The sequence below is a fragment of the Fibrobacter sp. HC4 genome, assembly GCF_023373925.1.
Taxonomy (GTDB): Bacteria; Fibrobacterota; Fibrobacteria; order Fibrobacterales; family Fibrobacteraceae; genus Fibrobacter.
Genome location: NZ_JALCZV010000008.1, coordinates 37,606 through 63,208, shown reverse-complemented (window position 1 = coordinate 63,208; position 25,603 = coordinate 37,606). Strand labels below are relative to the sequence as shown.

At 48.9% G+C, this 25,603-nt stretch carries 23 protein-coding genes; 7 read left to right on the top strand and 16 right to left on the bottom strand.

From position 1 onward, the window contains the following. Window positions 1-130: 130 nt before the first annotated feature. Entirely contained in the window at window positions 131-394 is a 264-nt protein-coding gene (locus tag MMG03_RS06920; protein ID WP_176421852.1) for a hypothetical protein, read from the bottom strand. Between the two features lie 163 nt (window positions 395-557). On the opposite strand from MMG03_RS06920, the gene MMG03_RS06915 reads away from it, so the two are divergent. The 4 genes from MMG03_RS06915 to MMG03_RS06900 all read left to right on the top strand — a co-directional run bounded on the left by MMG03_RS06915 (window position 558) and on the right by MMG03_RS06900 (window position 1,986). Continuing rightward, window positions 558-908, top strand: coding sequence for a DUF3990 domain-containing protein (locus MMG03_RS06915; RefSeq protein ID WP_088658767.1), 351 nt, complete (start codon window positions 558-560; stop codon window positions 906-908). Further along, window positions 901-1,338 (top strand): hypothetical protein, encoded by a 438-nt coding sequence (locus tag MMG03_RS06910; protein ID WP_073160983.1) that lies wholly within the window; start codon window positions 901-903, stop codon window positions 1,336-1,338. Before MMG03_RS06915 ends, MMG03_RS06910 begins: the two co-directional genes overlap by 8 nt. A gap of 139 nt (window positions 1,339-1,477) precedes the next feature. Next, window positions 1,478-1,675 carry a hypothetical protein gene (locus MMG03_RS06905; RefSeq protein WP_101479202.1) on the top strand — a complete coding sequence of 66 codons (198 nt, stop codon included), beginning with the start codon at window positions 1,478-1,480 and terminating at the stop codon, window positions 1,673-1,675. Further along, a complete protein-coding gene (locus tag MMG03_RS06900) occupies window positions 1,672-1,986 on the top strand; it encodes a zeta toxin family protein (RefSeq protein ID WP_112132236.1) in 315 nt (104 codons plus the stop codon). Before MMG03_RS06905 ends, MMG03_RS06900 begins: the two co-directional genes overlap by 4 nt. Window positions 1,987-2,143: 157 nt before the next feature. Here MMG03_RS06900 and MMG03_RS06895 read toward each other — a convergent pair whose 3' ends face one another. From MMG03_RS06895 to MMG03_RS06850, 10 genes are all read right to left on the bottom strand, one after another. Next, on the bottom strand, window positions 2,144-2,509 hold the full coding sequence (locus MMG03_RS06895; protein WP_139260292.1) for a hypothetical protein: 366 nt from the start codon (window positions 2,507-2,509) through the stop codon (window positions 2,144-2,146). Between the two features lie 93 nt (window positions 2,510-2,602). After that, complete coding sequence (locus MMG03_RS16075; RefSeq protein ID WP_112132237.1) at window positions 2,603-3,946, bottom strand: RHS repeat-associated core domain-containing protein; 1,344 nt, start codon at window positions 3,944-3,946, stop codon at window positions 2,603-2,605. A 307-nt stretch (window positions 3,947-4,253) separates the two neighbouring features. Further along, a complete protein-coding gene (locus tag MMG03_RS06885) occupies window positions 4,254-4,955 on the bottom strand; it encodes a hypothetical protein (protein ID WP_112132238.1) in 702 nt (233 codons plus the stop codon). After that, window positions 4,939-6,711, bottom strand: a complete 1,773-nt coding sequence (locus tag MMG03_RS16070; protein ID WP_249505951.1) for an RHS repeat-associated core domain-containing protein — start codon at window positions 6,709-6,711, stop codon at window positions 4,939-4,941. The genes MMG03_RS06885 and MMG03_RS16070 overlap by 17 nt, the downstream gene beginning before the upstream one ends. Before the next feature lie 237 nt (window positions 6,712-6,948). Further along, window positions 6,949-8,238 carry a histidinol dehydrogenase gene (gene hisD / locus MMG03_RS06875; protein WP_249505950.1) on the bottom strand — a complete coding sequence of 430 codons (1,290 nt, stop codon included), beginning with the start codon at window positions 8,236-8,238 and terminating at the stop codon, window positions 6,949-6,951. Next, window positions 8,229-9,803, bottom strand: coding sequence for a citramalate synthase (gene cimA, locus MMG03_RS06870; RefSeq protein WP_249505949.1), 1,575 nt, complete (start codon window positions 9,801-9,803; stop codon window positions 8,229-8,231). Before cimA ends, hisD begins: the two co-directional genes overlap by 10 nt. Before the next feature lie 153 nt (window positions 9,804-9,956). After that, on the bottom strand, window positions 9,957-11,522 hold the full coding sequence (locus MMG03_RS06865) for a peptide chain release factor 3 (RefSeq protein WP_249505948.1): 1,566 nt from the start codon (window positions 11,520-11,522) through the stop codon (window positions 9,957-9,959). A 143-nt stretch (window positions 11,523-11,665) separates the two neighbouring features. Beyond that, window positions 11,666-12,775 carry a GGDEF domain-containing protein gene (locus MMG03_RS06860; RefSeq protein ID WP_073238176.1) on the bottom strand — a complete coding sequence of 370 codons (1,110 nt, stop codon included), beginning with the start codon at window positions 12,773-12,775 and terminating at the stop codon, window positions 11,666-11,668. Window positions 12,776-12,875: 100 nt separating this feature from the next. Continuing rightward, the gene (locus tag MMG03_RS06855; RefSeq protein WP_073160870.1) at window positions 12,876-13,337 is read right to left on the bottom strand and encodes a 23S rRNA (pseudouridine(1915)-N(3))-methyltransferase RlmH; all 462 of its coding nucleotides are present in this window, start codon (window positions 13,335-13,337) and stop codon (window positions 12,876-12,878) included. A gap of 8 nt (window positions 13,338-13,345) precedes the next feature. After that, entirely contained in the window at window positions 13,346-14,074 is a 729-nt protein-coding gene (locus tag MMG03_RS06850) for a metallophosphoesterase (RefSeq protein WP_073160872.1), read from the bottom strand. Between the two features lie 144 nt (window positions 14,075-14,218). Here MMG03_RS06850 and MMG03_RS06845 point away from each other — a divergent pair, with 144 nt between their 5' ends. Next, window positions 14,219-14,848 (top strand): peptidylprolyl isomerase, encoded by a 630-nt coding sequence (locus MMG03_RS06845; protein WP_249505947.1) that lies wholly within the window; start codon window positions 14,219-14,221, stop codon window positions 14,846-14,848. Further along, complete coding sequence (rpiA, locus tag MMG03_RS06840) at window positions 14,848-15,537, top strand: ribose-5-phosphate isomerase RpiA (protein ID WP_249269346.1); 690 nt, start codon at window positions 14,848-14,850, stop codon at window positions 15,535-15,537. The genes MMG03_RS06845 and rpiA overlap by 1 nt, the downstream gene beginning before the upstream one ends. Window positions 15,538-15,868: 331 nt before the next feature. Here the strand turns inward: rpiA and MMG03_RS06835 are convergent, their stop codons facing one another. Then, window positions 15,869-16,573 (bottom strand): hypothetical protein, encoded by a 705-nt coding sequence (locus tag MMG03_RS06835; protein ID WP_249505946.1) that lies wholly within the window; start codon window positions 16,571-16,573, stop codon window positions 15,869-15,871. Window positions 16,574-16,938: 365 nt separating this feature from the next. Continuing rightward, window positions 16,939-17,118: a hypothetical protein gene (locus MMG03_RS06830; protein WP_139259155.1), complete on the bottom strand. Its 180-nt coding sequence runs from the start codon at window positions 17,116-17,118 to the stop codon at window positions 16,939-16,941. A gap of 111 nt (window positions 17,119-17,229) precedes the next feature. Here MMG03_RS06830 and MMG03_RS06825 point away from each other — a divergent pair, with 111 nt between their 5' ends. Continuing rightward, window positions 17,230-19,881 carry a U32 family peptidase gene (locus MMG03_RS06825; protein ID WP_249505945.1) on the top strand — a complete coding sequence of 884 codons (2,652 nt, stop codon included), beginning with the start codon at window positions 17,230-17,232 and terminating at the stop codon, window positions 19,879-19,881. 9 nt (window positions 19,882-19,890) lie between these two features. On the opposite strand, the gene MMG03_RS06820 is transcribed toward MMG03_RS06825, so the two are convergent. Genes MMG03_RS06820 through MMG03_RS06810 form a run of 3 tightly spaced genes read right to left on the bottom strand, consistent with a single transcriptional unit; the run spans window position 19,891 to window position 25,586 of the window. After that, window positions 19,891-21,810, bottom strand: a complete 1,920-nt coding sequence (locus tag MMG03_RS06820; protein ID WP_073160882.1) for a nucleoside-diphosphate sugar epimerase/dehydratase — start codon at window positions 21,808-21,810, stop codon at window positions 19,891-19,893. A gap of 52 nt (window positions 21,811-21,862) precedes the next feature. Beyond that, window positions 21,863-23,482 (bottom strand): hypothetical protein, encoded by a 1,620-nt coding sequence (locus tag MMG03_RS06815; RefSeq protein ID WP_249269348.1) that lies wholly within the window; start codon window positions 23,480-23,482, stop codon window positions 21,863-21,865. Next, window positions 23,442-25,586 (bottom strand): polysaccharide biosynthesis tyrosine autokinase, encoded by a 2,145-nt coding sequence (locus MMG03_RS06810; RefSeq protein WP_249505944.1) that lies wholly within the window; start codon window positions 25,584-25,586, stop codon window positions 23,442-23,444. The genes MMG03_RS06815 and MMG03_RS06810 overlap by 41 nt, the downstream gene beginning before the upstream one ends. Window positions 25,587-25,603 lie beyond the last annotated feature (17 nt).

Genomic DNA, 25,603 nt, shown 5'->3' with positions numbered 1-25,603 from the left:
CTCAAAAAGGCGCTCGGTTCCACCGAGTGCCTTTTTTTCACAAACTGTGCCGTGGGACACGATTTTCACCACGAATAATAGAATCAGCATAACTTAATGGCGGTTCAAAGCAAGCTCGTCCAAACGAGCCCTAAACTTTATGATGGATAAACAGATTGCATTCTGCATATAAGTTTATAGACAACTGCGCATGGCCACCACGGTGGTTCTTGAGATACCATTCGAATTTAGGATTGAATATGCTCCAGTCGGTCGGCTTTCCATTTTCGTCGAGAGTCGTCGATGGCACTACTGGTGCCGAGGCGTCCTCGGGCATGTAGCGGCCCAGGCCCTGCGGCATGTTGACGCCTCCAGCGTCCATATCGCCTATACTGCAAACTCGTGTGCTTTCCATCCTGAACTCCACCGGCATTCCTCTCCAATCATAGGAAATTTTCATGCGTTTGTGAATAGTGCGTTCAAAAATTCACTAAACACCTATCTTTTGAACGATTTTATGTCATGAAATAAGATCTGACTGACGAATTTTTACAAAAAATTTTATCTATATTGGGGTTATGCAGATTTTCCATGGAAGTACACAAATTGTTGAGCATCCAGAAGTAAGAGTCTCAAAGTACAACAAAGACTTTTATTTCGGTTTTTACTGCACTTCCATCGAACAACAGGCGATCCGATGGGCGACTCGATTTGGTGAAGGCTTTGTGAACGTCTATGATTATAAAGAAGACCCTTCTCTAAATATTCTAAGATTTGAAAAGATGACCGACGAATGGTTGGACTTTATCGTCGCCTGCAGACAAGGCGTCAAACACGATTACGACGTTACAACACACCAGATTTGCTTTAGCACCCAGAACGCAATTAGTTCATTGACCTTTGTAACAGCGAGGGAAGTTCATGATTAAGAATACAGCTTTATTCTATACATGCAGCCTCATTGAGTACATTGGACGAATAACGAAGAACGAGCGATCTCGTGTTGTTGAACTACTCGGAAAAGATGTCGACCGAATTTACAATTATCAAGATGTATTTCACTGCGAACCCATCGAAAAAGTGGCCGACGACTTTATTGTCAGGAACAACATACCATTGGGATCATTTGACAATATAGCCAGCTGCAAATACACTGTGCCCGACTATTGGGACATCGGGGATGTCTTCGCACGTCTTGTAGAAGACAACTTTGCTCAAAAAGACTCCATTTCTGGAATCAAAGAAATTTTCAGGTCCTGGCTTGCGGCAAAGATTTCAAACTACAATTCCGACTTGTTTTACCAATCTCGAGAATATATCGACGCGTGCTACAAGAACGGAGAAATTTTGGCTGCATAATCACCTGCCGGAACCGTCGTACGCGACTTACTTTCCATCCTGAACTCCACCGGCATTCCTCTCCAATCATAGGAAATTTTCAGGGGTTTGGACAAAACGACGTATTAACTCATCACATTTTTTTCATATATTTACAGACATGGCAGATGAAGAACTGAAAAAATACAGGCTATCATCCATGGAGGAGCCTTCCGACGAAATGCTGGAAGCCCTTATGGAAAAGGTCGGTGCAGCAGCACGTGAATCCTCCCGCAAGGCAGAAGAGGCTATGGATCGTATGCGTGCAGAAGTCGCTTCAAATATCGCCCGGAAAAAATTACGTCTTGGTTTGCTATGAGCGAAAAGAAACCGACACTATGCATTGTTGCCGGTCCAAACGGTTCCGGAAAGACTACTACGACCATTCAGTTGCTGGAAAATGAATGGGCAGCCGATAGCGTCTATATCAACCCGGACAACATCGCCCAAGAAATATTCGGAAACTGGAATTCCCCCGAAGCAGTGCTAAAAGCAGCTCAGCATTCTACCGAACTTCGCTACAAATGCCTTGAAGAAAAGAAAAACTTCGTCTTTGAGACCGTTTTTTCCTCAGACGAGAAGCTTGAATTCATACGCAAGGCAAAAGGCGCAGGATTCTTCATACCTTAAAAATTCTACAAACGGAAAACGCCATACGGAATAAACCGTATGGCGTTATGGTTAAATTGAAAACTTCACCGAGAAAAATTGCCCTTCGTGGAAAATTTTATGGGGATTGGAGCGGCTATTGACTTACCCTCTTATTAAATCTCGCCATAGTCCAGAACTAATGATTCATTTTTGCTGACGATACAATTTTTTCACATGTAGCTAAGTCTGAAAAATCAGGATAACATGAAAATTCAACAATATACGGATAATCTTTTCCATCAAATTTTCGCTTTGCTTGTAAAACAAAAATGGAATTTTTCAACTGTCTTTCATTATAACTTTCGACAGTATCAATCCGATTATTTGTCTTTAGGTTGTCCGTCAATGCAGACATTTCATACTTAAGACTATTCATTGTTCGCCAACCAGAATAGAAAAACATCATTTTTTCATTGTTCGAATTTTTAATATGGTAGATTTTCCCCATGTCCCAGTGCTCTACGGAATCAACTTTATATGAAGCAGGAATGCTAATGCTCATATATGAAGTTTTAAACACTACACACTCTTCGTTTCGTTCACAAGACATTAAAAGAAAAATAAAAAGTAAAAAAATCAAATGTTTTCTCATAGGCTAATTCTCCTTAATTGTATTGGCTTTGTAACCATTTTCAGGACGGATAGTTCCTGCTTTCCACATTTCTTCAACTTGACTTTCTGTCAACGAAAATCCACCATCACCCATTAAATTTCCTTCATACCCTTTATAAGGTAAACCGTCTTCCATATATTTTGCACGATATTTTTCATCCAAGCCAAGTAAATGTCCGAATTCATGGGCTATACCATGCCTATCCTTAATATTGATACTGGCTTCCCCTGGCAAAGCTCCAAGATGAGCACAAGACCCTCCACCATAGGAACTGCACATTTCGCCTCGTCCAACAGTAAGCGTAATATTGTTATTTACATTCTTGTGAATATTAGGATTGTATTTAACGACATCTACTGTTAAATTATATTTCCCAATTTTATGGTTGAATGCGTCAGCAACAACTTGTTGAATCGCTTCATGCAATCTATTGTCGTTAAGCTTACCTTCGTAAGTAACAGGAACAATGGCATGAACATTATTTCCATTCTTTTCAATTATAGCAGCATTCCCATCCGGATCAACAGCCCCAATCGGATTCATCCCATTCCCCACATACAGATACGGACTGCTAAACTGACGGGCAGGATCCACGCTTGTCCACATTCCAATCATCGGGTCAAGATATCTTGCGCCGAAGTAGTTCAGCTGGGTTTCGTCATCACGTTCCTTGCCGGTGAAATTCTCTGTGACTTTTTCGGCAGGGACTGCCAAATCTACTTGTTCACCGAATGCGCGATAGTCGTAGGCTGCCTTCACTTCACCGAGGTCTGCAATGTCTGTGTTTGAGGAACCCTGGGTGCCGTACACCAGCATGGTGGAGCCCAGATGATTTTTGAGGTACCATTCGAACTTTGTGCTGGGGATATACCCCGCGCCAAACCCAATGTCCGAATTTGCAGCATCTTCCACGCCGTAGCGGCCCAGGCCCTGGGGCATGTTCACCACGACCTTTGTTTCGCTGGGAGTGCCGTTGTGGAAACTTTCGCGGACCTCGGTGCCGATGCCGGTGTAGTGGGTTACAAGTTCGCGTTCCCAGTCGGCAGCATACACGCCGTCGGAGGAGTTTGCGTCAGCGGACTTGTCGGAAATGCACGCCTTGTGTTCCCGCGTCTTTGAAACGCGCCTGCCGGAACCGTCGTATGCCATCAGCAGCCTTACGCTGTCCCTGCTACAACCACGCGTAGGTTGATGCACTTCGTCAGCCATTGTTTCCATCCTAAATTCCACAGGCATACCTCTCCAATCATAGGAAATTTTGAGGTTCTTGGATTTGTCCTCGATGAGATTACCCTCGGAATCGTAGACGAAGTTATCGGTTACCACTTATTAGCTTTGCTTTTTTCAAGTTACGGTTTGGCATCACTGTTTTATTTATTTTAGAGAAATACAATTTTACTTGGTCAATTCCGGTCTTATTTTTTTTACACGGATGTCGTAATTTTTTTTTATAAGCTTCTACACCCATTAGATTTTTCTTTAATGAAGGGATAGAATCTATTGGAATAAAAATATTACGATCTTCTCTGTAAAGATTTATGGACTTGTTGATTTTTTAATAGAGGTTTTTTGAGTTCTTATTAAATCACGTTATAGTTTTGTATCGTGCAATTATCAAATTAACCACAGAAACTCACCATTCTTCAAGTTGGATGGCGTTGGGATATTGACTTCCACGAGGGCTGTTCACTAACTCTTCAAGAGTTAAATCACCCATGCCGTCACCAAAAACTAACGTTTTCCCGTGTACAATAATCGTGTCGCTTTTTACTTTATATTTCTTTAAGGTCTTATCCAAATATAAACGTTTTAGTGTTTTACATCCAAAAATACCCTTCGGAATCTCTGAAAAACGGTTTTGACGCAAATCTATTGATTCAATATAACAATCTTGCGGAATTGAAAAATCTTGCAATTTATTATTGGACAAATCAATATGCTTTATTTTTTTCTGAAAGAGCCATTGCGGAACATTTTTTATTTCATTTGAATTGAGCAGCAATGAGTCCACCCAGACGTTCTTTATTTTTTCAGGAACTGAATCCAGATAGTTTCTAAGAGTTTCGCATCCATGTGAAACTTCAAAACAGGAGTTTTTAAAGTATTGCAGCGAATTTTTGCGATGTTTGCCATGATGCGAATACCTTAATTTATTTTCTGCGACACATAACTGACCCAAATCCAAAACAATCTGAGAATCGGGAATACTCACGGTATTTAAATTTTTCAGCATCATTCCTGAATAATCAACATATTTGACGAAACTTTTTTGTTCTGAATTTTCGCATCCTACAACGATTATTAAAACAAACAGAATACTAATAATCTTTCCCATAAGCTCTATACTCAAATTCTTTACCAAGTTCTACTGAACCGCCATTAAAACCTTTTTTCTGATATTTTTCATCAGGATAAGGTTTTTGTCCATCATTTATTGATCCATACAAACCATTCAAATAGTGTGCGGTTTCATGGAATATGGTGCTACGAATACGCATCTGCCAATCAGAATCTTTTGTGTTTAACGCACGGTCAGTTAAGTAGATTTCTCTATCATCACCAGGATAGTAGTACCCATTTGCAGTTTCACTTCTAGGATTATCCTCGTATTGAACATACATATTTTCAAGAATACCCTTTAGCAGTTTGGGTGTCAAACCTTCAAATTTGTCGTATGTTTCGATGAAAGTTGAAATTTCTTTCTCAGTTGGTTTAAAATTGTTAATATAATTGTATGCATCTTGGGATACTGATTGAATGTCGTCTGATGCCTCTGCCATTCCTGTTGGATCGACTAAATTGATAGGATTTCCTCTTAAATAAATATACGGGCTATGGTATTCTCTCATTGGATCCACGCTTGTCCACAATCCCAGCATTGGATCCAGGTATCTTGCGCCGAAGTAGTTCAGCTCGGTTTCGTCATCCAATTCCTTGCCTGTAAACGTTTCCGTCACCTTATCGGCGGGTTCCATGAGGGAGACCTGCTCGCCGAATGCACGGTAATCGTAGGCGGCCTGCACACCACCCTTGTAGCCAGAAAAATAGGTGTCGTTGTAGGCGGAGGTTCCGTATACGAGCATAGTGCTTCCGAGATGATTCTTGAGAAACCATTCGAATTTTGTGCTGGGGATGTATCCCGCGAGTTGCATCTTGTCGACACCATAGAAGGGATCCGTGGCATCTTCCACGCCGTAGCGGCCAAGACCCTGCGGCATATTAACAACAACCTTTGTTTCGCTGGGAGTGCCGTTGTGGAAACTTTCGCGGACCTCGGTGCCGATGCCTGTGTAGTGGGTCACGAGTTCACGTTCCCAGTCGGCGGCGTATGTTCGCTCGGATGTCGCGCCAGAGGATGTCTCGGAAATGCACGCCTTGCGCTCACGGGTCTTGGACACGCGCCTGCCGGAACCGTCGTATGCCATCAGCACCCTGACACTGTCCCTGCTGCAACTACGTGTATTCTCAAGCACGTTTCCTGATTTGCTTTCCATCCTAAATTCCACCGGCATTCCTCTCCAATCATAGGAAATTTTCAGGTTCTTGGAACGGTCCTCGATGAGATTGCCCTCGGAATCGTAGACAAAGTTACCGGCAGCACTCATATCGCGGTTTGCAGCAGACATTCCGCCCATGCCACCGGAGACCTTCTCGAGACGGTTCGTATTTGCATAGTAGCCGTACTCACCGCCGGTAGCGCCATCACCCCCGCGACCCTGGCCGCGGCGCTGGCTTACAATTCGGCCCTGTTCATCATACTTAAAGTATTCATTGAACATATCCTGTTCAGAATCCTCCACAGACGTGAGACGGTTCATGAAGTCGTACACGTACTTGCTACTACGTTTTTGTTCCCCATTAGCAGCAAGTTCATGAACCATGTAGCTGATGTTACCGTTGTACTGAGGAACACAATTGTGGTTGCCACAGTCTTCATAGTAGAGTTCTTCTTCAAATAGCTTCTTCCCGTCAGCATTTTTTGCAGTGGCTGTTTTTACAGCACCCGAGATATGGTAGGTATAATCAATTGTAACATTGTTGCCAAGCCTTACGGTCTTAACATTTCCTGTAGGGTAATATGCATAGGACACAAGTTCCGTAGACAGTGATGCACCATTCTTGACGAAAATAGATGAAATTCTTCCCAGACGATCATAGACATACTGGTCCGAAACGGCACGATTCTTGGCATAAATGTTTAAGCCGTAAGGATACTTTTCTGATTTTTGCGATTTTATTTAGTTATGCAACGAAAAAGCCGAGATGAACATCTCGGTTTTAAAGTTTTTCTTTATTCAAGAAATTTATTCTAAAGAAGCGGCGCTGAACTAAAGGCGCTTCAGCACAGCCTGTGCGTGATGGTAGAAGCCTTCTTCCATTGCAACAGCGGCAATTGCCTTGGCGTTCTTCTTGATGGCCTTTTCGCTGTAGCGGATGATGGACATACGCTTCAGGAAGTCGTATACGCCGAGAGGGCTGAAGAAGCGACCAGTGCCATTGGTAGGCAGCACATGGTTGGGGCCGGCAAAGTAGTCGCCTACAGGTTCAGAAGACCAGTGACCGATAAACACGGCGCCGGCGTTTTCAATCTGGGCAGCCATGGATTCCGCTTCGTCGGTCATGACTTCCAGATGTTCCGGAGCGATCTTGTTTGCAATGGCAACGCCATCGAACCAGTCCTTCACCACGAGAATTCGGCCGAAGTTGTCCAGTACCTTCTGAAGCAGTTCCTTCTTGGGGCTGTTTTCAACCTGGACGTCTACACAGGCAGAAATCATCTGGGCGGTTTCCATGTCGTCGGTAATGCAGATGGCGGCTTCGAAACCGGAACCGTGTTCAGCCTGGGAAAGCAGGTCTGCTGCAACGAAGTCAGGATCGGCAGTCTTGTCGGCCATGACGAGAACTTCAGAGGGGCCTGCCACCATGTCGATATCCACAACGCCGAAGACTTCCTTCTTGGCGACGGCAGCGAAAACGTTACCCGGGCCCACAATCTTGTCGACGCGTTCAACGATGGTCTTGCCCTTGGAATCCTTGGCACCGTAGGCCAACAGGCCGATAGCCTGTGCGCCACCGATGTGGTAGACTTCGGTAATGCCCAACTGCTGGAGCACGAAAGCCACGGCACGGTTGATTTCGCCCTTGATGGGAGTGACCACCACGATGTCTTCAACGCCAGCAACCAGAGCGGGTACAGCATTCATGATCACGGTGCTTGGGTAAATGCCTGCGCCACCGGGAACGTAGAGGCCTACACGCTTCATGGGACGGATACGCTGACCGAGGACAACGCCGTCCTTACCTTCCATGAGCCAGGATTCTTCCATCTGGTTCTGGTGGAAGTCGCGAACGTTCTTGATTGCCTGCTTGAGAGCCTTCTGCAAATCGGCAGGGCACTTGGCGGCAGACTTTGCAATTTCCTTTTCAGAAACGCGGATGTTCTTGCCCTTGAGGCCGTCGAACTTTTGGGCGTATTCCACAGCCTTGGCGTAGCCACCCTTCTTGATGTCAGCCAGGATGTCTACAACCTTGTTATAAATTTCGCGGCTGGGAGCAACTTCGCGACCGCAGATGCGTTCAATTTCCTTAGAGCTAGGAGTAGCCTTAATTATTTGCATTTCTTAGTTTCCTTCAAAATCTTGTAGCACAGACCGTCCATCAAGGCAAGCCAGCTGGCTTCGATGATGTTGGTGCTGACACCTGCCACATTCCAATGTTCCTTGTCATCGCCGAAGGTAGTCCACACGCGGACCAGAGCGTCGGAACCCACAGAAGAACCCAGAACGCGGACCTTAAAGTCGTCCAGGCGGACCTTGGCCATGTACGGGAAGAACGGCAGCAGAGCCTTACGCAACGCGGCATCCAGAGCGTTCACCGGACCGTCGCCTTCGCTTACCTGATGGCTGATCTTGTCGCCAATCTTAAGCTTTACAGAAGCTTGGGAAACAGAGAGTCCCTGAGGAGTCTTGTCTTCGGTGACGCGATAGTTCATGAATTCAAAAGGTTCAGTGAACATGCCCAGCTGGCGGTAGACCAGCATCTTGAAGCTGGCTTCGGCGGAGTCAAAGTGCCAGCCGGCGTTTTCCTTTTCCTTGATAGCCAGCAGGAGCTTTGCCACCATGGGATCCTTCTTGTCGATGCCCGGCTTGATAGCCTTCAGCTTTTCTACAACCAGAGAACCGCCAGCCTGATCGCTGGTGACGAACACGCGGTCGTTGCCCACGGAATGCGGGTCCACATGTTCAAAGCTGCGGGACACCTTCATGACGCCATCGATATGGGCACCGCCCTTATGAGCAAATGCAGCCTCGCCCACGTACGGTGCGCGAACGTCGCTGGCCAGATTCACAATCTGGTCTACGCTGAGGAACAGCTTACGGAGGCCGGAAATCTTCTTGGAGGCAAAGAACTTTGCGCCCATCTTGAAGACCAGGTCTGCCATGATGGTGGTGAGGTTGGCGTTACCGCAGCGTTCGCCGTAACCGTTAATGACACCCTGAATCATGGATGCGCCGGACTTCACGGCGTAGATGCTGTTAGCCACAGCAAGGCCGGAGTCGTTGTGAACATGGATGCCCAGAGGTACGTCTACATGTTCCTTGACGGCTTCAAAAATTTCTTCCAGTTCCCAAGGCATGGTACCGCCGTTGGTATCGCACAGAACGATAAAGTCTGCACCACCGAGAGCGGCAGCCTTCAAAGTTTCGATGGCATATTCCGGATTAGCCTTGTAGCCGTCGAAGAAATGTTCGGCATCGTAAATAACTTCCTTGGAATGTTCCTTCAGGAATTCGATGGAAGACTGGATCATGTCCAGGTTTTCTTCCAGAGTAGTATGAATGACTTCTGTAACGTGAAGGTCCCAGCTCTTACCGAAGATGGTCTTTACTGGAGCTTCGGACTTCACCAATGCCTGGAGCAGCGGATCCTTTTCGGGAAGAATCTTCGGGCGACGAGTACTACCGAAAGCAGCGATCTTGGCGTGCTTCAGCTTCAGCTTCTTTACTTCGCGGAAGTATTCTTCGTCGGTGGGGTTGCTCGGGTTGGGCCAGCCGCCTTCAATGTAATCAATACCGAAAGAGTCAAGAATTCGAGTAATCTGGATTTTATCGGCCAGAGAGAGACTAATCTTGCGATCTTGATTGCCGTCGCGCAGCGTGGTGTCATAGATAAAGCATTTCATAAGTGCCGTAAATTTAGCAAAAAACTTTGTTTTTTTTTCGATGTGTTCATACAATAAACAGTAAAGCAAGGTGTTTGCCTGATGTTTAAAAAAGAGATGCAGCGAATTTACTGCATCTCGTAATTTTTTTACCCGAAGGCCGATTCGTTGAAACTATCCCTGGGAGGTTTCTGCGAAGGTCAAGTTTTCGTAATTCTTGATAGCCTGATTCAGACGATATTCGTTGGGGAACAGACAAACTAAGTTGCGTTCCTTGTCCAGCATGCAGTCCATGGCATATTCTTCAGCGAACTTGTTCACGTCCTTTTCGGGGCCGGAGACCCAGCGGATACCGTGAGCGGGTACGCGATCCAAAGAAACGTCAGCGCCGTATTCACTCTGGAGACGGAACTTCAGCACGTCGAACTGCAGTTCACCCACCACACCGATCACCGGAATAGCGGACTTCATAGGTTCATAAAGCTGGGTAGCACCTTCTTCAGAAAGTTCAGCCAGGCCCTTGGCCATCTGCTTGGACTTCAGCGGGTTCAGGAGGGTGACACGGGCAAAATGTTCCGGAGCGAAGTCAGGAATGCCGGTGTAGCTCATCTTTTCACCATCGGTCAGAGTATCGCCGATGCGGAACAGACCGGGGTCGTTAATACCCACGATGTCGCCTGCCCAGGCATTGTCAATGACTTCCTTGTCCTTGGCCAGGAATGCGGTAGGAGCAGCCAGACGGATTTCTCGGCCGGTACGCACATGGAAAACTTTTTCGCCACGGGTAAAGCTACCGGAGCAGATACGCAGGAATGCGGTACGGTCACGGTGCTTGGGGTCCATGTTAGCCTGGATCTTAAACACAAATGCGCTAAAAGCATCTTCACCCGGATCCACAGGACGCTTGTCGGTATCGCGGATCATGGGAGGAGGAGCCAACTGAGCAAAGGCGTTCAACAGCTGACGTACACCGAAGTTGTTCACGGCACTGCCAAAGAACACGGGGCACATCTCCCCCTTCAGGAACTTTTCGTGGTCAAACGGGTCCATAGCGCCAGTGACCATTTCGTATTCTTCCTTGAACTGTTCCACCCAGTTCTCGCCGCACATTTCAACCAGGCGGGGATCATCGGGACCAGTCATCTGGATAAGCTGCTGCTCCCCTTCTTCCTTGTTAAAAGTATGGAAGGTATTGTCGGCGATGCAGTACACACCCTTGAAAAGCTTACCCACGCCAATGGGCAGAGTAAAGGGAGCCACCTTGATCTTCAGGACATTTTCGATTTCATCCAGCAGGTCCAGCACATGGCGACCATCAAGGTCCATCTTGTTGATGAAGGTGATAATCGGAGTGTGGCGCATGCGACACACGTTCATGAGGCGGATGGTCTGCTTTTCTACGCCGTTCACGCTATCGATAAGCACCAGGGCGGCGTCCACAGCGGTCAGGGCGCGGTAAGTATCTTCGCAGAAGTCCTGATGGCCCGGGGTATCGACCAGGTTGAACATGCAACCTTCGAAGGGAAAATTCAGAACGGAACTGGAAACAGAAATACCACGCTGCTGTTCGATCTTCATCCAGTCAGAAACCGTGTAGCTGCGGTTGGACTTGGCACGAACATGGCCTGCTTCACGGATTACGTTGCCGTACCACAGGAACTTTTCGGTAATGGTTGTCTTACCAGCGTCAGGATGGCTAACGATGGCGAAAGTGCGGCGTTTAGAAATTTCTTCGTTCATAAAAAAGGCTCTAGGTTCAAGGCAAAAGGTTTGAAGCCAGGAACTCAAGAATTAGGGTTCATTTTTTTGCGGCGGTAAAGATAGAAAAAACAGCCGACACCTCGACTGTTCTCCTTAAATTTGACAGGGCTTTTAACTGTTTATTACATCTCAGTGTAAATCTGGTAGCTGTTACGACCTGACTTTTTCACATCATAAAGGGCCTTGTCTGCGCGATCAAATAGGGCCTGATAGTTCATATCCAGGTCGTTTGCAAAGGCCGCCCCTATCGAAATATTGATGACATTCAATTTTTCGTCGTTGCAGAAAGCTTCGTCGGAATTAGAAATCAGATGGCTGATGCACAAGGTCAAATCGGCCATGCTCTTCACGTTGGGCAAGAGCACCACGAATTCATCACCGCCGAAACGGCAGATGGTCACAGATTCAGACTTGTCAAAAGTCTTCTGCAAGATGTTTGCAAACAACTTAATGGCCCTATCCCCTTCCAGATGTCCATAAGAGTCATTCACCACCTTCATATGGTCCATATCCACCACCAGCATGGCTCCGGAATTGTGCTGAACCACCATGAACTTGTCAAAGGCGCGTTCCATGTACCTGCGGTTCCACAATCCAGTTAGCTGATCTGTGTAGGCGGAATGCTCACTCTTATTGATATTCACTTCATTACTGTACATGGTCTTCAGGTGCTTAACCATGGCCTTGTTAATAAAGAAGCCACTTACGAACATCACCACGAACTCGATGGTCATTCCGTCAATGTGGGTAACAAACCATTCGACGGCATCCGGATTAGCAAGGGCGCTGGCCTCGAATTCTGAAATCTGCCAGTTGCTGACCAGCATCATCAAATAGCTGAGGATACTCATGGTGACGAAAGTCCTGCGCTTACAATACAGAAGGCTGGTCATGGGCACAAAGAAGTAGCTTAGCGAGATGTCCATGTGGCCAATACTCATGACGTAGATGGTCACCAAGGCACCTACCAGTCCAATGTACTTGATAATGGAACTTTCAGGCTTGAACTTATAAAGCACCGAATGGCCGATGGCGAAAACGAAAATCACCAAAAAAGACTGGAGACAGGCCCAATAAGTGACGCCAGGAAAGGCGGCAAAAAGAACGCCTAAGGCGATCGTCGGAGAAACAAGGCAGCAATACCAGAGGATTCGGCAAAAAATGCCATTCATCCTTTTTTCGTTGTTGTCTAGAAAATACGAGAAATGATTGTCATAATATTCGGAACCCATGGACAAGAATATAGATGATTACGTCGGGTTCAGAACATCTAACTATACAAAAACATCCCGAAAAACAGATATTTTTATTACAACCTGTATGGCCCAGCCACTATCTGTGGTGGTACGGGTGATTTTGCATCACCATCTGGGCCCGGTAGAGCTGTTCCGCAAAGATGATTCGGGCATGGTCGTGGGTAAAAGTCAGAGGAGACAGGCTCAACAGCATATCGGCGGTTTTCTTCAGATTCTCGTCTATACCGTATGCGGAACCGATCAGAAATACCACATTTCCCGGGAAGCGGTCACGGAGCGTGTCAGATAGTTTGACCGTGTCCATCAGCTTCCCCTCTTCAGAAAGAATGATCCGCTTGAAATCGCTCTTGGGGAATTTCTTCTCGAAAAGGGCAGCTTCCTGCGCCAGGGACTGGTTTCGGTCGTCCAGCTTCGATTCCTTGAGTTCCACGACTTCCAGAGGGATGGCTCCCCCACGGAGACGCTTGACGTACTTGTCGACTTCGTCGGCAACAAAAGGCGAACCTGCCTTACCAAAAACTGCGAGAACCCATTTCATGGAGGCTACTATCTTCCAACTGACAAGCGGTCGATCAGGAAGTTTGCCATTCCCTGCTTGCGCATGCGTTCCTGGGTCTTGGCGATGTCGTAATCCACGCGGATGATGCGCACGCACTTGGTTTCGGTATCCAGCAGGCACCAGCAGGAACGGGGATCGCGGTCACGAGGCTGCCCCACACTGCCGACGTTCACCAGCAGACGTTCCGTATTCTCGATGGTATATTCGTATTCATCCAGAATCTTGGGAATGGCCATGGGGCGGCTTGCCACGATAACCGGGCTATGGGTATGTCCCACAAAACAGTAGCGGCCAGAAAAATGATCGAAGGCGTCCAGAGCATCTTCCAGTTCTGTCACATAGACCCAGTCTGCAGGGCTCAGGGGCGATGCGTGAACGAAGCAAATATCGTTTTCTTCACGGATGTAGGTCAGGCTGCGCATGTATTCCACAGATTCCTTGGAAAGGTGGGTCTGGGTCCATTCGATAGCCTGCTTGGCATAGGGGTTAAAGCCTTCGCTGGATTCGTGCTTGATGGCGACACTATCGTGATTACCGATAATGCAGATGTCCATATTTTCACGAGCCAGGGCTACACATTCATCAGGGTCTGCGCCGTACCCCACCAAATCACCAAGACAAACCTTCCGATCTACACCATTATCTTCCATGGACTGGAGCACAGCCTTGAAAGCTTCGGCGTTAGAATGGATATCAGAGCAAATTCCGTAAAGCATGAGCCTAATTTAAATAAAAAAGAAGAAATATGAGAGAATTAGGTGGCGAGAAAAGCAAAAATTAAGTTTTCTTTTCTACAAAGCTAAGGCCTTAAACGTCATACGCATTTAAAAATACGGCTCTATTTACTATTTTTGCGTCGTATGGAAATTGTTCAAGACAAGCTGAAGGTCAGCATTGCCTACACTTTAATGGAAAGGTCCGGGAAGATTCTGGAAGAAGTGCCGGCATCCCACCCCTTCGTGTACATTCATGGGTTCAACAACATTATCCCCGGTCTGGAGAGTGCCTTGAATGGTCGCCGCGTTGGCGAGAAATTCACAATCGACATTGACGCGAATCTCGGCTACGGTCTTTTCCGCGATGACTTGATCCTGGAAGTCCCTAAGGACGAACTGAAAGAAATTGGTGAAATCTGGCTGGGCATGGAACTGGAAATGTATCAGGATGAAGACATCCGTGAGTTCCAGTTACCCGAAACGGCCGACGAATTTGTAGATGGACTGAACCTGGACAGCGACGACGATAACGAAGCTGACGGTATATACACCATCAAGGAAATCCGCAAGGAAACCGTAATCGTAGACGGCAACCACCCCTTTGCCGGTAAGGACCTGACCTTTGACGTGCAGGTCATCGCCGTAGAATCCCCCAGCTTTACCGAACTGGAATCAGGATTTCCCGATAAGGACGAATTTGACGAACAGGATGAGTTCGACGAATTCGGCGACGATCTTAACAACCCCGATAATTTCAACAGGAGATGGCGATAATGGCCAACATGGATGAACTGAAGAAAGCCGCAGGCGTACGCGCCGCTGACATGATCAAGGACGGCATGACCGTCGGTCTTGGCACTGGAAGCACCGCAGCCCACATGGTAAACCGCCTGGCAGAACGCATCAAGACCGAAGGTATCAAGGTGGTTGGCGTTTCTACTAGCTGGAGCACCACCCTGCAGTGCCGCGCTCTGGGCATCCCCCTGAAGGAAATGGGCGAAGTCTCTCACCTGGACATGGTCATTGACGGTGCCGACGAAATCGACGACAACCGCAACCTGATCAAGGGTCGCGGTGCAGCCCACCTGCTTGAAAAGATTGTGGCCTCCATGACCGACAACTACGTGATTATCGCAGACAGCGGCAAGAAGGTGAACCAGCTGGGTACCAAGTTCGCAGTTCCTCTGGAAATCATCCCGGGTGCAATCGCAGTCGTAACCGAACGCGTTGCCAAGCTGGGTGGCGAAGTCAAGGTCCGTATGGGCGCTCCCGGTAAGGACGGTCCGGTGATTAGCGATTCTGGCAACCTCATTGCCGACGCCAAGTTTGCTCCTATTGCTGATGCAGACAAGCTGGCTCGCGAACTGGAACACATCGTCGGTATCGTCGGTCACGGTCTGTTCGTCGACATGGCAACCAAGGTAATCCTCGCCGACGAAGAAAAGGGGCTGATCGAATTCTAAGGAACGAGGTTCTAGGTATGAGGGCGCTCGCAAAGCTCGCTTTCAGGTATGAGGACGGAGCCTTCGGCTCCTTTGAGCTAGATAATCGCGCCGAAGGCGCCTTACTTTAGCTCACAGCTCATTACTCACAGCTCATTACTCACAGCTCATTACTCACAGCTCATCGCTCACAGTTCGTATCTCATAATTTGAGTCTGCGCCACTAGATCCTTCGCTCCGCTCAGGATGACAAACGCAGACAAATATCTCATAACTCGTATCTCGTAATTCGTAATTAAAAAAATCCCCCGCATTTCTGCGGAGGATTTTTTAATGCTTTGAGCCAAGCTAATTAAGCTTCGTCGTCAGCCAGTTCCGGAGCCTTCTTGATCACGTTGCGGCGGCCATAGCGAACCTTGGACGGATCGAAAGTGGTTTCAACCGGAGCAATATCAGCTTCGTTCACAACCGGTGCTGCAACAGCTGCGGGAGCTGCGGCGGGGACTTCAACTGCGGGTGCTGCGGGAGCGGCCGGAGTTTCAACCGGGATGCGAGGAGCGAGGGGACGGCGTTCAGCAACAGGAGCTTCAGCGGCGACCGGTGCAGCAGCTTCGGTAGCGGCAGCTACGGGAGCGGCGGCTTCTGCGGCAGGAGCTGCAGCGGCGGCGTTGAATTCACGACGGGGACGTTCCGGGCGGCCTTCGCGACGGTCGCGGCGGTTGCCACGTTCGTTGCGTTCAGCGCGCTGTTCACGCTGTTCATTACGGGCAGCCGGCTGTGCAGCGTTGGCGGCCTTGTTTTCGCGATTTTCGCGGTTTTCCTTTGCAGGACGTTCCTTATTTTCCTTCTGGCGATTTTCCTTGTTGTTGCGTTCACCGCGCTGAGCCATTTCCTGAGCGTTAACGGGGCGGCGTGCGCCCGGCTTCAGGTTCATGTCGGGGGTGAGCTTCTTGAAAATCGGGGTACGAAGCATAGTAAGGAGCTTGTTAACCTTAGTCAGGATAACGATGCTCAAGATCACTGCAACGAGTGAGAGAGCGATTGCGATGTATTCCATTCGGGGCACCTCATAAATAAGGGTTGACCGCGACTACAGGCTGGAAGAACCCGCAGGCGGTGTGGCGTTGGGTTAATGTAATCCGTATTCGGATTTATGCTTAAAGCCATCTTACTAGCGCCTCCGGAGAGGCTTGACTGGCCATAAGGCTTCGGGCAAATTGGGCCGGCGAAGCATTTAAAGGGGTCTCCGCCGCAGCGGTAGACGAGTTTTTGCCACGAGGCCAAATATACAAAATATTCACAACGAATCCCCCGCACCGACCGACTAGAGGTGGCAGTTCAAGTTGGAATATCAGACTTTTTATATAAAAAAAGCGGGCATAACCCGCTGTTTCCTTAATTTTCAGGCCGAAGGCCCCAAAGTTAGAGGTGCATATCCAGCTTTTGTAAAGATTTCTTCACGGAATCGCCGTAGGCGTTCAGGGAATCCAGGGTATGCTGAAGCGAATCTACAGAGTGCTGAAGACTGGCGTTATTCTGTTTCAGGCGTGTAATTTCGGCCTGTGCTTCCTTATCGGCGCAGCCCATAAAAGAGAAAGCCATTAGAATAAAAATCAAAGACAAAAGGGAATAAAACTTCATGTTCCCAATAATAGAAATTAGAATGGATGGTAATTTCTATCTTGTGGAGCGTAATTTAAAATCCGGTACGCAATGATGAAAGAACAAGAACTTTTGATGCCTGTTGGAACCTGGGAAATGCTGGAAGCCGCCGTCAAGAACGGGGCCAACGCCGTGTATTTCGGGGTTCCCCACTGGAACGCTCGCGGCCGTACCGAAGACTTTTCCTTTGAAGATGTAAAGGCCATGATCGAGTATGCCCGAAGCCGAGGCGTCCGCAGTTTCATGGCCATGAACGTTCTTGTTTTCGAGCGTGAGCTGCAGGAGTTGCCGGAATTCCTGGCCCAGATTATCGCCTTGAAACCCGACGCCTTTATTATCCAGGACATTGGCCTCGCCCGCTTGATTCGCGCAATTTGCCCGGAACAGGAAATCCACGCCAGCACCCAGATGACCCTGGCCAGCGCCGAGGGCGTAAACCTGGTAAAATCCATCGGCTTTAACCGCGCCGTTTTGAGCCGCGAACTTTCGGCCAAGCAGATTGCCGCCGTCAAGAGCGGAACCGACCTTGAAATCGAAGTGTTCGTACACGGAGCCCTTTGCGTCTCCTATTCCGGCCAGTGCCTCACCAGTGAAAACTTCGGCGGAAGATCCGCAAACCGAGGCCAGTGCGCCCAAAGTTGCCGCCTCCCCTACCGCATTTTTGTAGACGGCAAGGAATTCACCGAAACCGACGCCCAGTATTTGTTCAGCACCCGCGATTTGTGCGCCCTCCCCAAGCTTGAGGAACTTGCCGAAATCGGCGTGGAATCCCTGAAGGTGGAAGGCCGTCTGAAGAGCCCGGAATACGTGGCTGCCGTAACGAGAGCCTATAGAAAGGCGTTGGACAACATTTCCGCAGCCACCAGCAAGCGGGGCGATCTCGGTCTGGAAAGTTCAGACTTGGAACCGCTGGAAGTCTTGTTCTCCCGCGGGTTGACTACCGGCTGGCTTGATGGCGACAACCACCAGGAACTGGTGAACGGAACCTTCAGCAATCATCACGGTCTTTATTTAGGTAAAGTCGTCAAGGTAGAGCGTTCATCTGTTTTTGTAACCGCCGAAAAGGAATGGCTCCCCCGCCCCGGCGACGGCATCCTCTTTGAAGATTACCGCTTTGGCGTCTCCCTGGGAAGCCGCCTGTACGGAGCGCAGATTGTACATAACGCCCACAGCAAGCGTGGAGACGGCATGCGCGGCATGGGTCCGCTGCTGCGCCTGGACTTCGGCTACGATTTCGACACACGAAAGATCGGCCGCAACATGGACGTTTTCCGCAACGACTCCCCCACCCTGGAAAAGGAACTGCGCAAGACATTTACCGACCGAAATCAGGAAACCAAGCGTGCGGTGAACATGGAACTTTCCGGTGCGGTGGGCGAACCTCTGACCTTGAAAGTCTGGCTGGCGGGAACCACCCTGATGCAAGGGATGGATAAGGCCGCAGAAGTACAAAGCGAACAGATTTTGGAACAGGCGAAAAATGCAGTCGACCCTGCAGCTCTGGAAGCGCTGGCCCGCAAGGAACTTGGGGGCCTGTCGGCCACGCCCTATGAACTTGGAAGTCTGATGGTCCACGTGGCCGGCGCACCTTTCGTACCCGGAAAGGTGCTGCGCAACCTGCGACAGTCCGCAATTCAACAGCTGGAAGCCTCCTCCCTGCAGTGGAAGGAAATGAATATCAGCGCCGCAAACGGAAAAAAATTCCTGCAGACAATTTCCGCAAAGTTCGCCGTTGCCACCAAGAAGTCCGCAGCTGCTCAAGATCCATCGGCTTCGCTCCACTCCGCTCAGGATGACACGCAAAAAGAATTCGGCATCGTCCACAAAGTTGCAAAGCCCGTCATCTCCGTGCTGGTCCGCAACCCGGAACAGATTGCCGCCCTCAAGGGATTAGACATCGACAACGTCATCATGGATTTCGACTGGGGCGTCAAATATGACGAACCCCTCCAGCAGATTCGTGAACTTGGTTTTAAGGCTGGCATGGCCACCCTGCGAATCCACAAGCCCGGCGAAAATCATTACCTGAAAAAGATTCTGGAACTCTGCCCGGATTTCGCCCTTGTCCGCAATCTTGGTTCCCTGTCCATCCTCAAGGATAGCGGGATCCCTCTCGTAGGCGACTACAGCCTGAACGCCGCCAACTCCGCCAGCTACGAATGGCTTCTGGATCAGGGACTGCAGACAATCCACCCCTCCTGGGATCTAAACAGCACCCAGCTTTTCGACCTGCTGAAAAACATCGACGGCAGCCGCCTGGAACTGACCCTTCACCAGTACATGCCCGCCTTCCATTCGGAATATTGCGCTTTCGCCCGCAGCCTTACTACAGGCCGCCGCTTCCCGGAATGCGGAAAAATCTGCACCCAGCACAAGGTGGAAATCCTGGACCACAAGGGAGAACGCCACTTCCTGCAATCCGACGCAGAATGCCGCAACACCCTATTCGTAGGCCGTCCCCAGTCTGCGCTTAAATTGATGCCTCAACTCCGCACCTCCGGCGTAAACCATTTCCGCCTAGAAATGCTCAACGAAGATCCAGAAACAGTCCGACGCAAGGTGCTAATTTACACCCAGGCCATCCGCGGAAAAGTCTCCATCGAAGATGCCATCCGTGAAGCCGGCATTCAGGAAAAGTACGGCCTCAGCGAAGGCCAGCTCTTCAACGAAAGCACCTGGCAGAACCGCAAGAAATGCGATTAAGTCGACCCCCTATAGGGCCTTCATCATTACGGTCTTGTTGAATTCTTCGGGTGTAGTAAAAGTAGGCACTATGTCATGCAGGGCGCTGATGGCAGCCTTGTCGTCATTTTTCTTGGCCGCATTACGCAAGGTCCACAGCGCCACAATAAACTGATCCATGTCGATTTCGATCTGCTTTCCGATAAAGATCAGCTTGTTCTTTGTGCGCAGCAACCCCTCTTCGTTCATGAGGAGTTCTTCCTTGATCTTTTCGCCGGGGCGTAAACCGGTAAACTTGATTTCCACATCCTTGTAGGGCACCTTGCCGTACATGCGAATCAGGTTCTCGGCCAGGCTAACGATCTTGACCGGCTGACCCATGTCCAGCACAAAGATTTCGCCACCCTTGGCAATGGAGGCCGCTTCCATCACCAGGCTCACCGCCTCGGGAATGGTCATAAAGTAGCGGATTATGTCGGGGTGGGTCACGGTCACGGGGCCGCCCTTTTCGATCTGGCGCTTAAACAGGGGGATCACGCTACCGTTGCTGCCCAGCACGTTTCCAAAACGGGTGGTCACGAACTCGGTCTTGCTGCCGGCCTGCTGGCTCAGGTACTGCACGATCATTTCGCAGCAGCGCTTGCTAGCCCCCATGACGTTGGTGGGGTTCACGGCCTTATCGGTACTGATCATCACGAACTTCTGTACATTGTTGAACAGGGCCAGGCAACCCATGTTAAAGGTACCCATCACGTTGTTCTTGATGGCTTCCATGGGGTTGTGTTCCATAAGGGGCACATGCTTGTGGGCGGCGGCATGGAACACCACGTCGGGCTTGTAGGTCTTGAAGATTTCGTTCATGCGGAAGTAGTCTCGCACACTGGCAATCAGGGTCACCAGGTTCAGTTCCTTGCCATATTCCATGACCAGTTCCTGCTGGATATCGTAGGCATTGTTTTCGTAAATGTCTATGATAATCACCTGCTTGGGATTGTACTTGGCAATCTGGCGTACCAGTTCGCTACCGATACTGCCACCGCCGCCACTAACCATGCAGACCTTGCCTTCGATAAAGTTGCGCACATCCTTGTTGTTGAACTTGATTGGTTCACGGCCCAGCAGGTCTTCTACCTTGATGTCGCGGATCTGGCCCACGTAATTGCCGGATTCCACAATATTGCCCAGGAAGGGGACCACCTTTACAGGCAGGTTGGTGTCGTTACAGATTTCCAAAATTTTCTGGCGGTCGGGGGCCGGGCAGCTGGGAATGCAGAAAAGGATTTCTTCGATGCGTTCGAGCCTTGCGATTTTTGGGATTTCGCTGGTACCGCCGGCAACAAGAACCCCTTCAAAGGTCTTACCGATCTTATCACGGTCATCATCAATCAGGCAAACAGGATTGATCTTGCTGGCCGCATTGTCAGATGACATATCTTCCGAGGCCACCTTGAATTCACGGAGCAAAGCCAAAGAGGCGCTGCCGGCACCAATGATCATGGTGCGCTTGCGGTGGGCTTCGTCTATGCCGGTCTTAAGGAGCACCATAAAGGCATCCTTGAACAGGTAGCGGAAAGCGCAAATGCCAAAGGTCGCCACGATAAAGTGGAGGATCTGAAACTCAATGAATACTTTTTCGGTAGTCAGGTACAGCAAGAAGTAGCCCAGGAACATGCCCAAAAGGCAGCCATAGATACAGCTCAGGTAATCCTTCTTGCTAAAATAGCGCCACAGCTTATTGTAGGCCCCCATAAAAATCAGGGAACCAAAGCAGGTCAATACAGTCAATGCAAAAATGACAATGAGGTCGGGGCGTCCGATACGTTCTGCAAACAAAGGGAGAGGAACATTCGCTACTAGCCCTGCAAAAACAACGATGCATGCATCCGCTACAGCCAACAAACGCTTTCGCAACCTGAAGTTGGCAAACAGTAGACGAATTTTATTTAGCATAAGCCACTCCCTTTTTATATACCCATGCTCCAGGATTCGTAAAATATAGAAACTACCACATGAGTGTGGTGCGCACATTTACTGCAGGGTCGCTTCCAAAGGTGTATTCCCCCATGAATCCAACATACACGCCCCTAAAATCAAGGGCGACGGTGCCATTGTAGTGCATTTTTGCACCATGTATAAAGTGCTTTTCTGCCCATTTGTAGGGGTCATCAATGCTGCTGCCGTAATCATCACCCTTCCAGAGCCACTGACTACGGTAACTCATAAATATACTGCGAGTCGTCGCAGACTTATCTAAAGTCATTCTACCATATATGGCCCAGTCGATACTCAAGCTATTCGGTCCATTGGGATTTCCTAGAGGCATTCCCAGGTGAGCCATCTGGGCCATAGCTGTATCATAATGACCATAGGTGTATGGTTCTACACGGGCAATTTCTGCGATAGTTCCGGCTTCAATCTTTTTTTCCTTAAGATAAAAGTCATGGGACACTTGCATACCCGCCATGGCAGCCCAACGGTTATTGCTGTACTTGTTTTCGTATACGGCCATGGGAGACTCCAGGTCATCCAAGAAGAATTCACCATAGATTCGAGCCGTATTGAATAGACGATAATTCAAATCCATAGATAGAGCGCCGTTATTCACTCGCTCGGTGTAATTGCCCTTTTCGATAAACAGGGGTACCACGGGAACAAAGAGCCAAGGTTTATTTTCGTTGTACAGGATTTGCAATTCGCTTATGCCAACCACCAAGTCGTTTTTGAACAAGTTAAGTTCGTAACGGTGTGCATACAGATTACGATCATTCAGGTTATCCTTGCTGTAACTCCAGCTGTTGACACGGAGGTCTGCGTAGGCGCTTAGTACATGGAGGGGACCAAACTTAAAATCCAGGGAAATCATGTTATAAGGGAGCGCAAACTGGTTTAAAGACAAATTATTGTAATAACCGGGCCCCCAGTGCATTACATCTCGGGCAAGTTCCAGCCTGGCAAAAGCATAGTTCAAACCAAGGTGGGCGCGATAACGGGAATAGCTAACGTAATCGGCTCCGCCGTCATTGCTATTTTCACTTTGAACATCAAAGACTTCCCCATCATAACTCTTGGGTTTACGTTTGGCGCCCTTATTGACTCCTGCACTGTGCGCTTCAGAATACATACGGGCATCAAGGTCAAAATCCAGGGAATCGGCAAAGCCTCGAATGTAAAGACCAGCATCAACACCAGGCCAAATAGTATCGTCTAGGGCTTCGCCTCCGCGAAAGTCAATTCCAAGTATAGGAGAAACGGCAACTGCATAAACGTGGGGACCGCCAACGAACACATCGCCGATAGTATCCGCAATGCTTGCCATGGCGCGGGCTTCCGTTTCATTGAAGTGTGTGCGGAAGGTGGTATCGCGGGCAGGGTATGCAAAGAACTGTCTACCCTCCCCTATGGTATGCCTATGGTATTCCAACAACATGGGCATATAATCCAGCCCACGAAGGTTACGGTTATGTTCGGTTCCGTGTACAGGAGATGCAGCAAAAGCGGTATTTGCCAACAAACCAAGCAAGGCAAAGGCTACAGCAACCGCACCCAAGAAAGCAAAAACGCCACGGGTCTCGGAATCATCCTTACTTTTTCTTGGAGTAATACCCATAGTATCCATAACCATAACCGTATCCATAACGGCCGGTTTCACGTTCGCAGTGGTTCATCACAAAGGCCTTTGGCTTTTCTCCAAAGCGATTCATCTTGGTCATCGCCTCGGAAATTTCATCCATGCTATGCTTTCCATAATGCAGAACAAACAGGCTGAAATCGGCAGCAGGGTAAATCAATTCGGCATCGGTCACCATGCTCATGGGTGGGGTATCCACAATAATTACATCGAATTGTTTGCGGGCCTCATCAAGCATGCTCCTAAAGCTTTCACCACGCAATAGTTCACTGGGCGACAGCTTCGTGTGTCCAGCAGAGATAACAAACAAGTTTTCAATATCAGAGGTTGCAACTGCAACTCCAAATTCACACAAACCTCCCAGCACTTCAGCCAGACCCATTTTACTACTGCTACGATGCACGCCTCGACGCATATCCGCATCAATCAGCAAAGTGCGCTTGCCAGACGTAGCGTGTAGTGCAGCCAAGTTAGAAGAAACAAAACTCTTACCTACACCAGGAATAAGACCAGACACCATGATTACAGGATGGGTCTGAGACGGAACCGTAAAATCCACAGAGGTAAGCAAACTGCGGAAGGCTTCGCTTGCCGGATCTTCAGGTTGAGAAACAACCAAGGGAACCAAATTGCGACGACGTGCCTTCATGACCTTACCATGACGTTCAGGAATCTTTGCGAAAACACTGATACTCGTAGCCTTTTCCACCTCAGTTGTACTACGGACGCCGTTGTGGAGCATACGCATAAGGAACACCAGCAACACCGCAACCATGAAGGATGCGGCAACGCAGCAGATAAGGATGTTCAACTTCTTGGGTTTGCTGGGGCGATCTTCCACCATGGCATAGTCCACCACGCGTACGTTACCCACTTCGCCGGCACGAACCACGCGAAGTTGCTGGATGTTGTTGAGCATGGTATTATAAATAGCATTGTTCACCTGCACATCTTCCTGCAGGCGCATCACTTCTTGCTGAGTCAAGGGCATCTTAGCTGCGCTAGCCTTCAACTTAGAAAGTTCGCCCTTCAACTTGTCCTGCTGCTTAGCAATGGTACGCACTGCCGGGTGTTCATCTTTGAACAAGCGAGTAGCTTCCTGATATTCCTGCTGCAGCTTCAGCAACTGCTTCTGCAAGTCCACTTCTTTCTGCAAATGAACCTGAGTTTCACCAGTCATGTCCACAGAACCAATCTTATGGCGGTAATCGGCCAGGATCTTTTCGGCGGTGTCCAACTTGGCCTTAACACCGGGTAACTGTTTTTCTAGGAATTCCAAAGTCTTTTCGGCTTCGGCACTACGCTTTTCTACATTGTGGCGCACGTAGGTATTTGCAATGGCATTCAGGATTGTTGCAGAACGATCAGCATAGCGATGTTTAAGGGAAACGGCCAGAATACCGGTCTGCTTCCCCTTTTCGCTAACAGATAACTTTCGGGCTAGGCTACGAATGGCGGCCAGCGGCTTAAGTTGCTGTAGTACAAATTCCTGACCGACGGCTGCGCGAATCAGGCGCACACGCATCACCAACGTATCACCGGCATAGGGAGCGCGAACAGTTTCGCCGACTTCAGCTTCTACAAGTTTTGCCCCTTCGGGAGTAATGACGGCATAGGAATTAGCGCCCGTCACCGTGGCAGTCCAGCGGTCACGGCGGGCAATTTCTGGAATATCCAGTTCGTCGATGTCCATGCGACCTTCGCGATGGAGCAGGCGATCCATCTTGCCTACCGGAATGGCATTAAAGCGCAGATGCTCCTCTTCAACCACATAGGCAAGCACGCTACGGCTCTTAACCAGTTCGATTTCGGCGTCGGCGGGGCTAGTCATATCCAACAGGGCACCCATTTCGCCCATGGCTCGGGTAGCCTTGTTTCCGCGAATATCAATCTGCAGCATGGCGTCGCTTGTAAATTCGGGACGAATCCAGTTCATGACCAGACAGCCAATCAGTGCGCCAACAACCATAAAGGCTGCAATAAAAAACTTCTTAGACCAGAGAATACCAATGGCTTCTATCAATGTGATGGTATCCCCAGCCCTCTGGGGAAGCAGACCTGCCAAATTGATAGTCGCTTTCTGTTCGTTCGTTTCCATACAATACTCCTAGTGGT

Bases quoted from the DNA above. Each gene is read 5' to 3' on its own strand.
- MMG03_RS06855 (WP_073160870.1), bottom strand. From the start codon at position 13,337: ATGAAATGGGTTCTCGCAGTTTTTGGTAAGGCAGGTTCGCCTTTTGTT.
- MMG03_RS06845 (WP_249505947.1), top strand. From the start codon at position 14,219: ATGGAAATTGTTCAAGACAAGCTGAAGGTCAGCATTGCCTACACTTTA.
- MMG03_RS06815 (WP_249269348.1), bottom strand. From the start codon at position 23,482: ATGGTTATGGATACTATGGGTATTACTCCAAGAAAAAGTAAGGATGAT.
- cimA (WP_249505949.1), bottom strand. From the start codon at position 9,803: ATGAAATGCTTTATCTATGACACCACGCTGCGCGACGGCAATCAAGAT.
- MMG03_RS06885 (WP_112132238.1), bottom strand. From the start codon at position 4,955: ATGGGAAAGATTATTAGTATTCTGTTTGTTTTAATAATCGTTGTAGGA.
- rpiA (WP_249269346.1), top strand. From the start codon at position 14,848: ATGGCCAACATGGATGAACTGAAGAAAGCCGCAGGCGTACGCGCCGCT.
- hisD (WP_249505950.1), bottom strand. From the start codon at position 8,238: ATGCAAATAATTAAGGCTACTCCTAGCTCTAAGGAAATTGAACGCATC.
- MMG03_RS06865 (WP_249505948.1), bottom strand. From the start codon at position 11,522: ATGAACGAAGAAATTTCTAAACGCCGCACTTTCGCCATCGTTAGCCAT.
- MMG03_RS06905 (WP_101479202.1), top strand. From the start codon at position 1,478: ATGGCAGATGAAGAACTGAAAAAATACAGGCTATCATCCATGGAGGAG.
- MMG03_RS06900 (WP_112132236.1), top strand. From the start codon at position 1,672: ATGAGCGAAAAGAAACCGACACTATGCATTGTTGCCGGTCCAAACGGT.
- MMG03_RS06920 (WP_176421852.1), bottom strand. From the start codon at position 394: ATGGAAAGCACACGAGTTTGCAGTATAGGCGATATGGACGCTGGAGGC.
- MMG03_RS06810 (WP_249505944.1), bottom strand. From the start codon at position 25,586: ATGGAAACGAACGAACAGAAAGCGACTATCAATTTGGCAGGTCTGCTT.
- MMG03_RS06915 (WP_088658767.1), top strand. From the start codon at position 558: ATGCAGATTTTCCATGGAAGTACACAAATTGTTGAGCATCCAGAAGTA.
- MMG03_RS06835 (WP_249505946.1), bottom strand. From the start codon at position 16,573: ATGGAATACATCGCAATCGCTCTCTCACTCGTTGCAGTGATCTTGAGC.
- MMG03_RS06860 (WP_073238176.1), bottom strand. From the start codon at position 12,775: ATGGGTTCCGAATATTATGACAATCATTTCTCGTATTTTCTAGACAAC.
- MMG03_RS06895 (WP_139260292.1), bottom strand. From the start codon at position 2,509: ATGAGCATTAGCATTCCTGCTTCATATAAAGTTGATTCCGTAGAGCAC.
- MMG03_RS06910 (WP_073160983.1), top strand. From the start codon at position 901: ATGATTAAGAATACAGCTTTATTCTATACATGCAGCCTCATTGAGTAC.
- MMG03_RS06825 (WP_249505945.1), top strand. From the start codon at position 17,230: ATGATGAAAGAACAAGAACTTTTGATGCCTGTTGGAACCTGGGAAATG.
- MMG03_RS06820 (WP_073160882.1), bottom strand. From the start codon at position 21,810: ATGCTAAATAAAATTCGTCTACTGTTTGCCAACTTCAGGTTGCGAAAG.
- MMG03_RS06850 (WP_073160872.1), bottom strand. From the start codon at position 14,074: ATGCTTTACGGAATTTGCTCTGATATCCATTCTAACGCCGAAGCTTTC.
- MMG03_RS06830 (WP_139259155.1), bottom strand. From the start codon at position 17,118: ATGGCTTTCTCTTTTATGGGCTGCGCCGATAAGGAAGCACAGGCCGAA.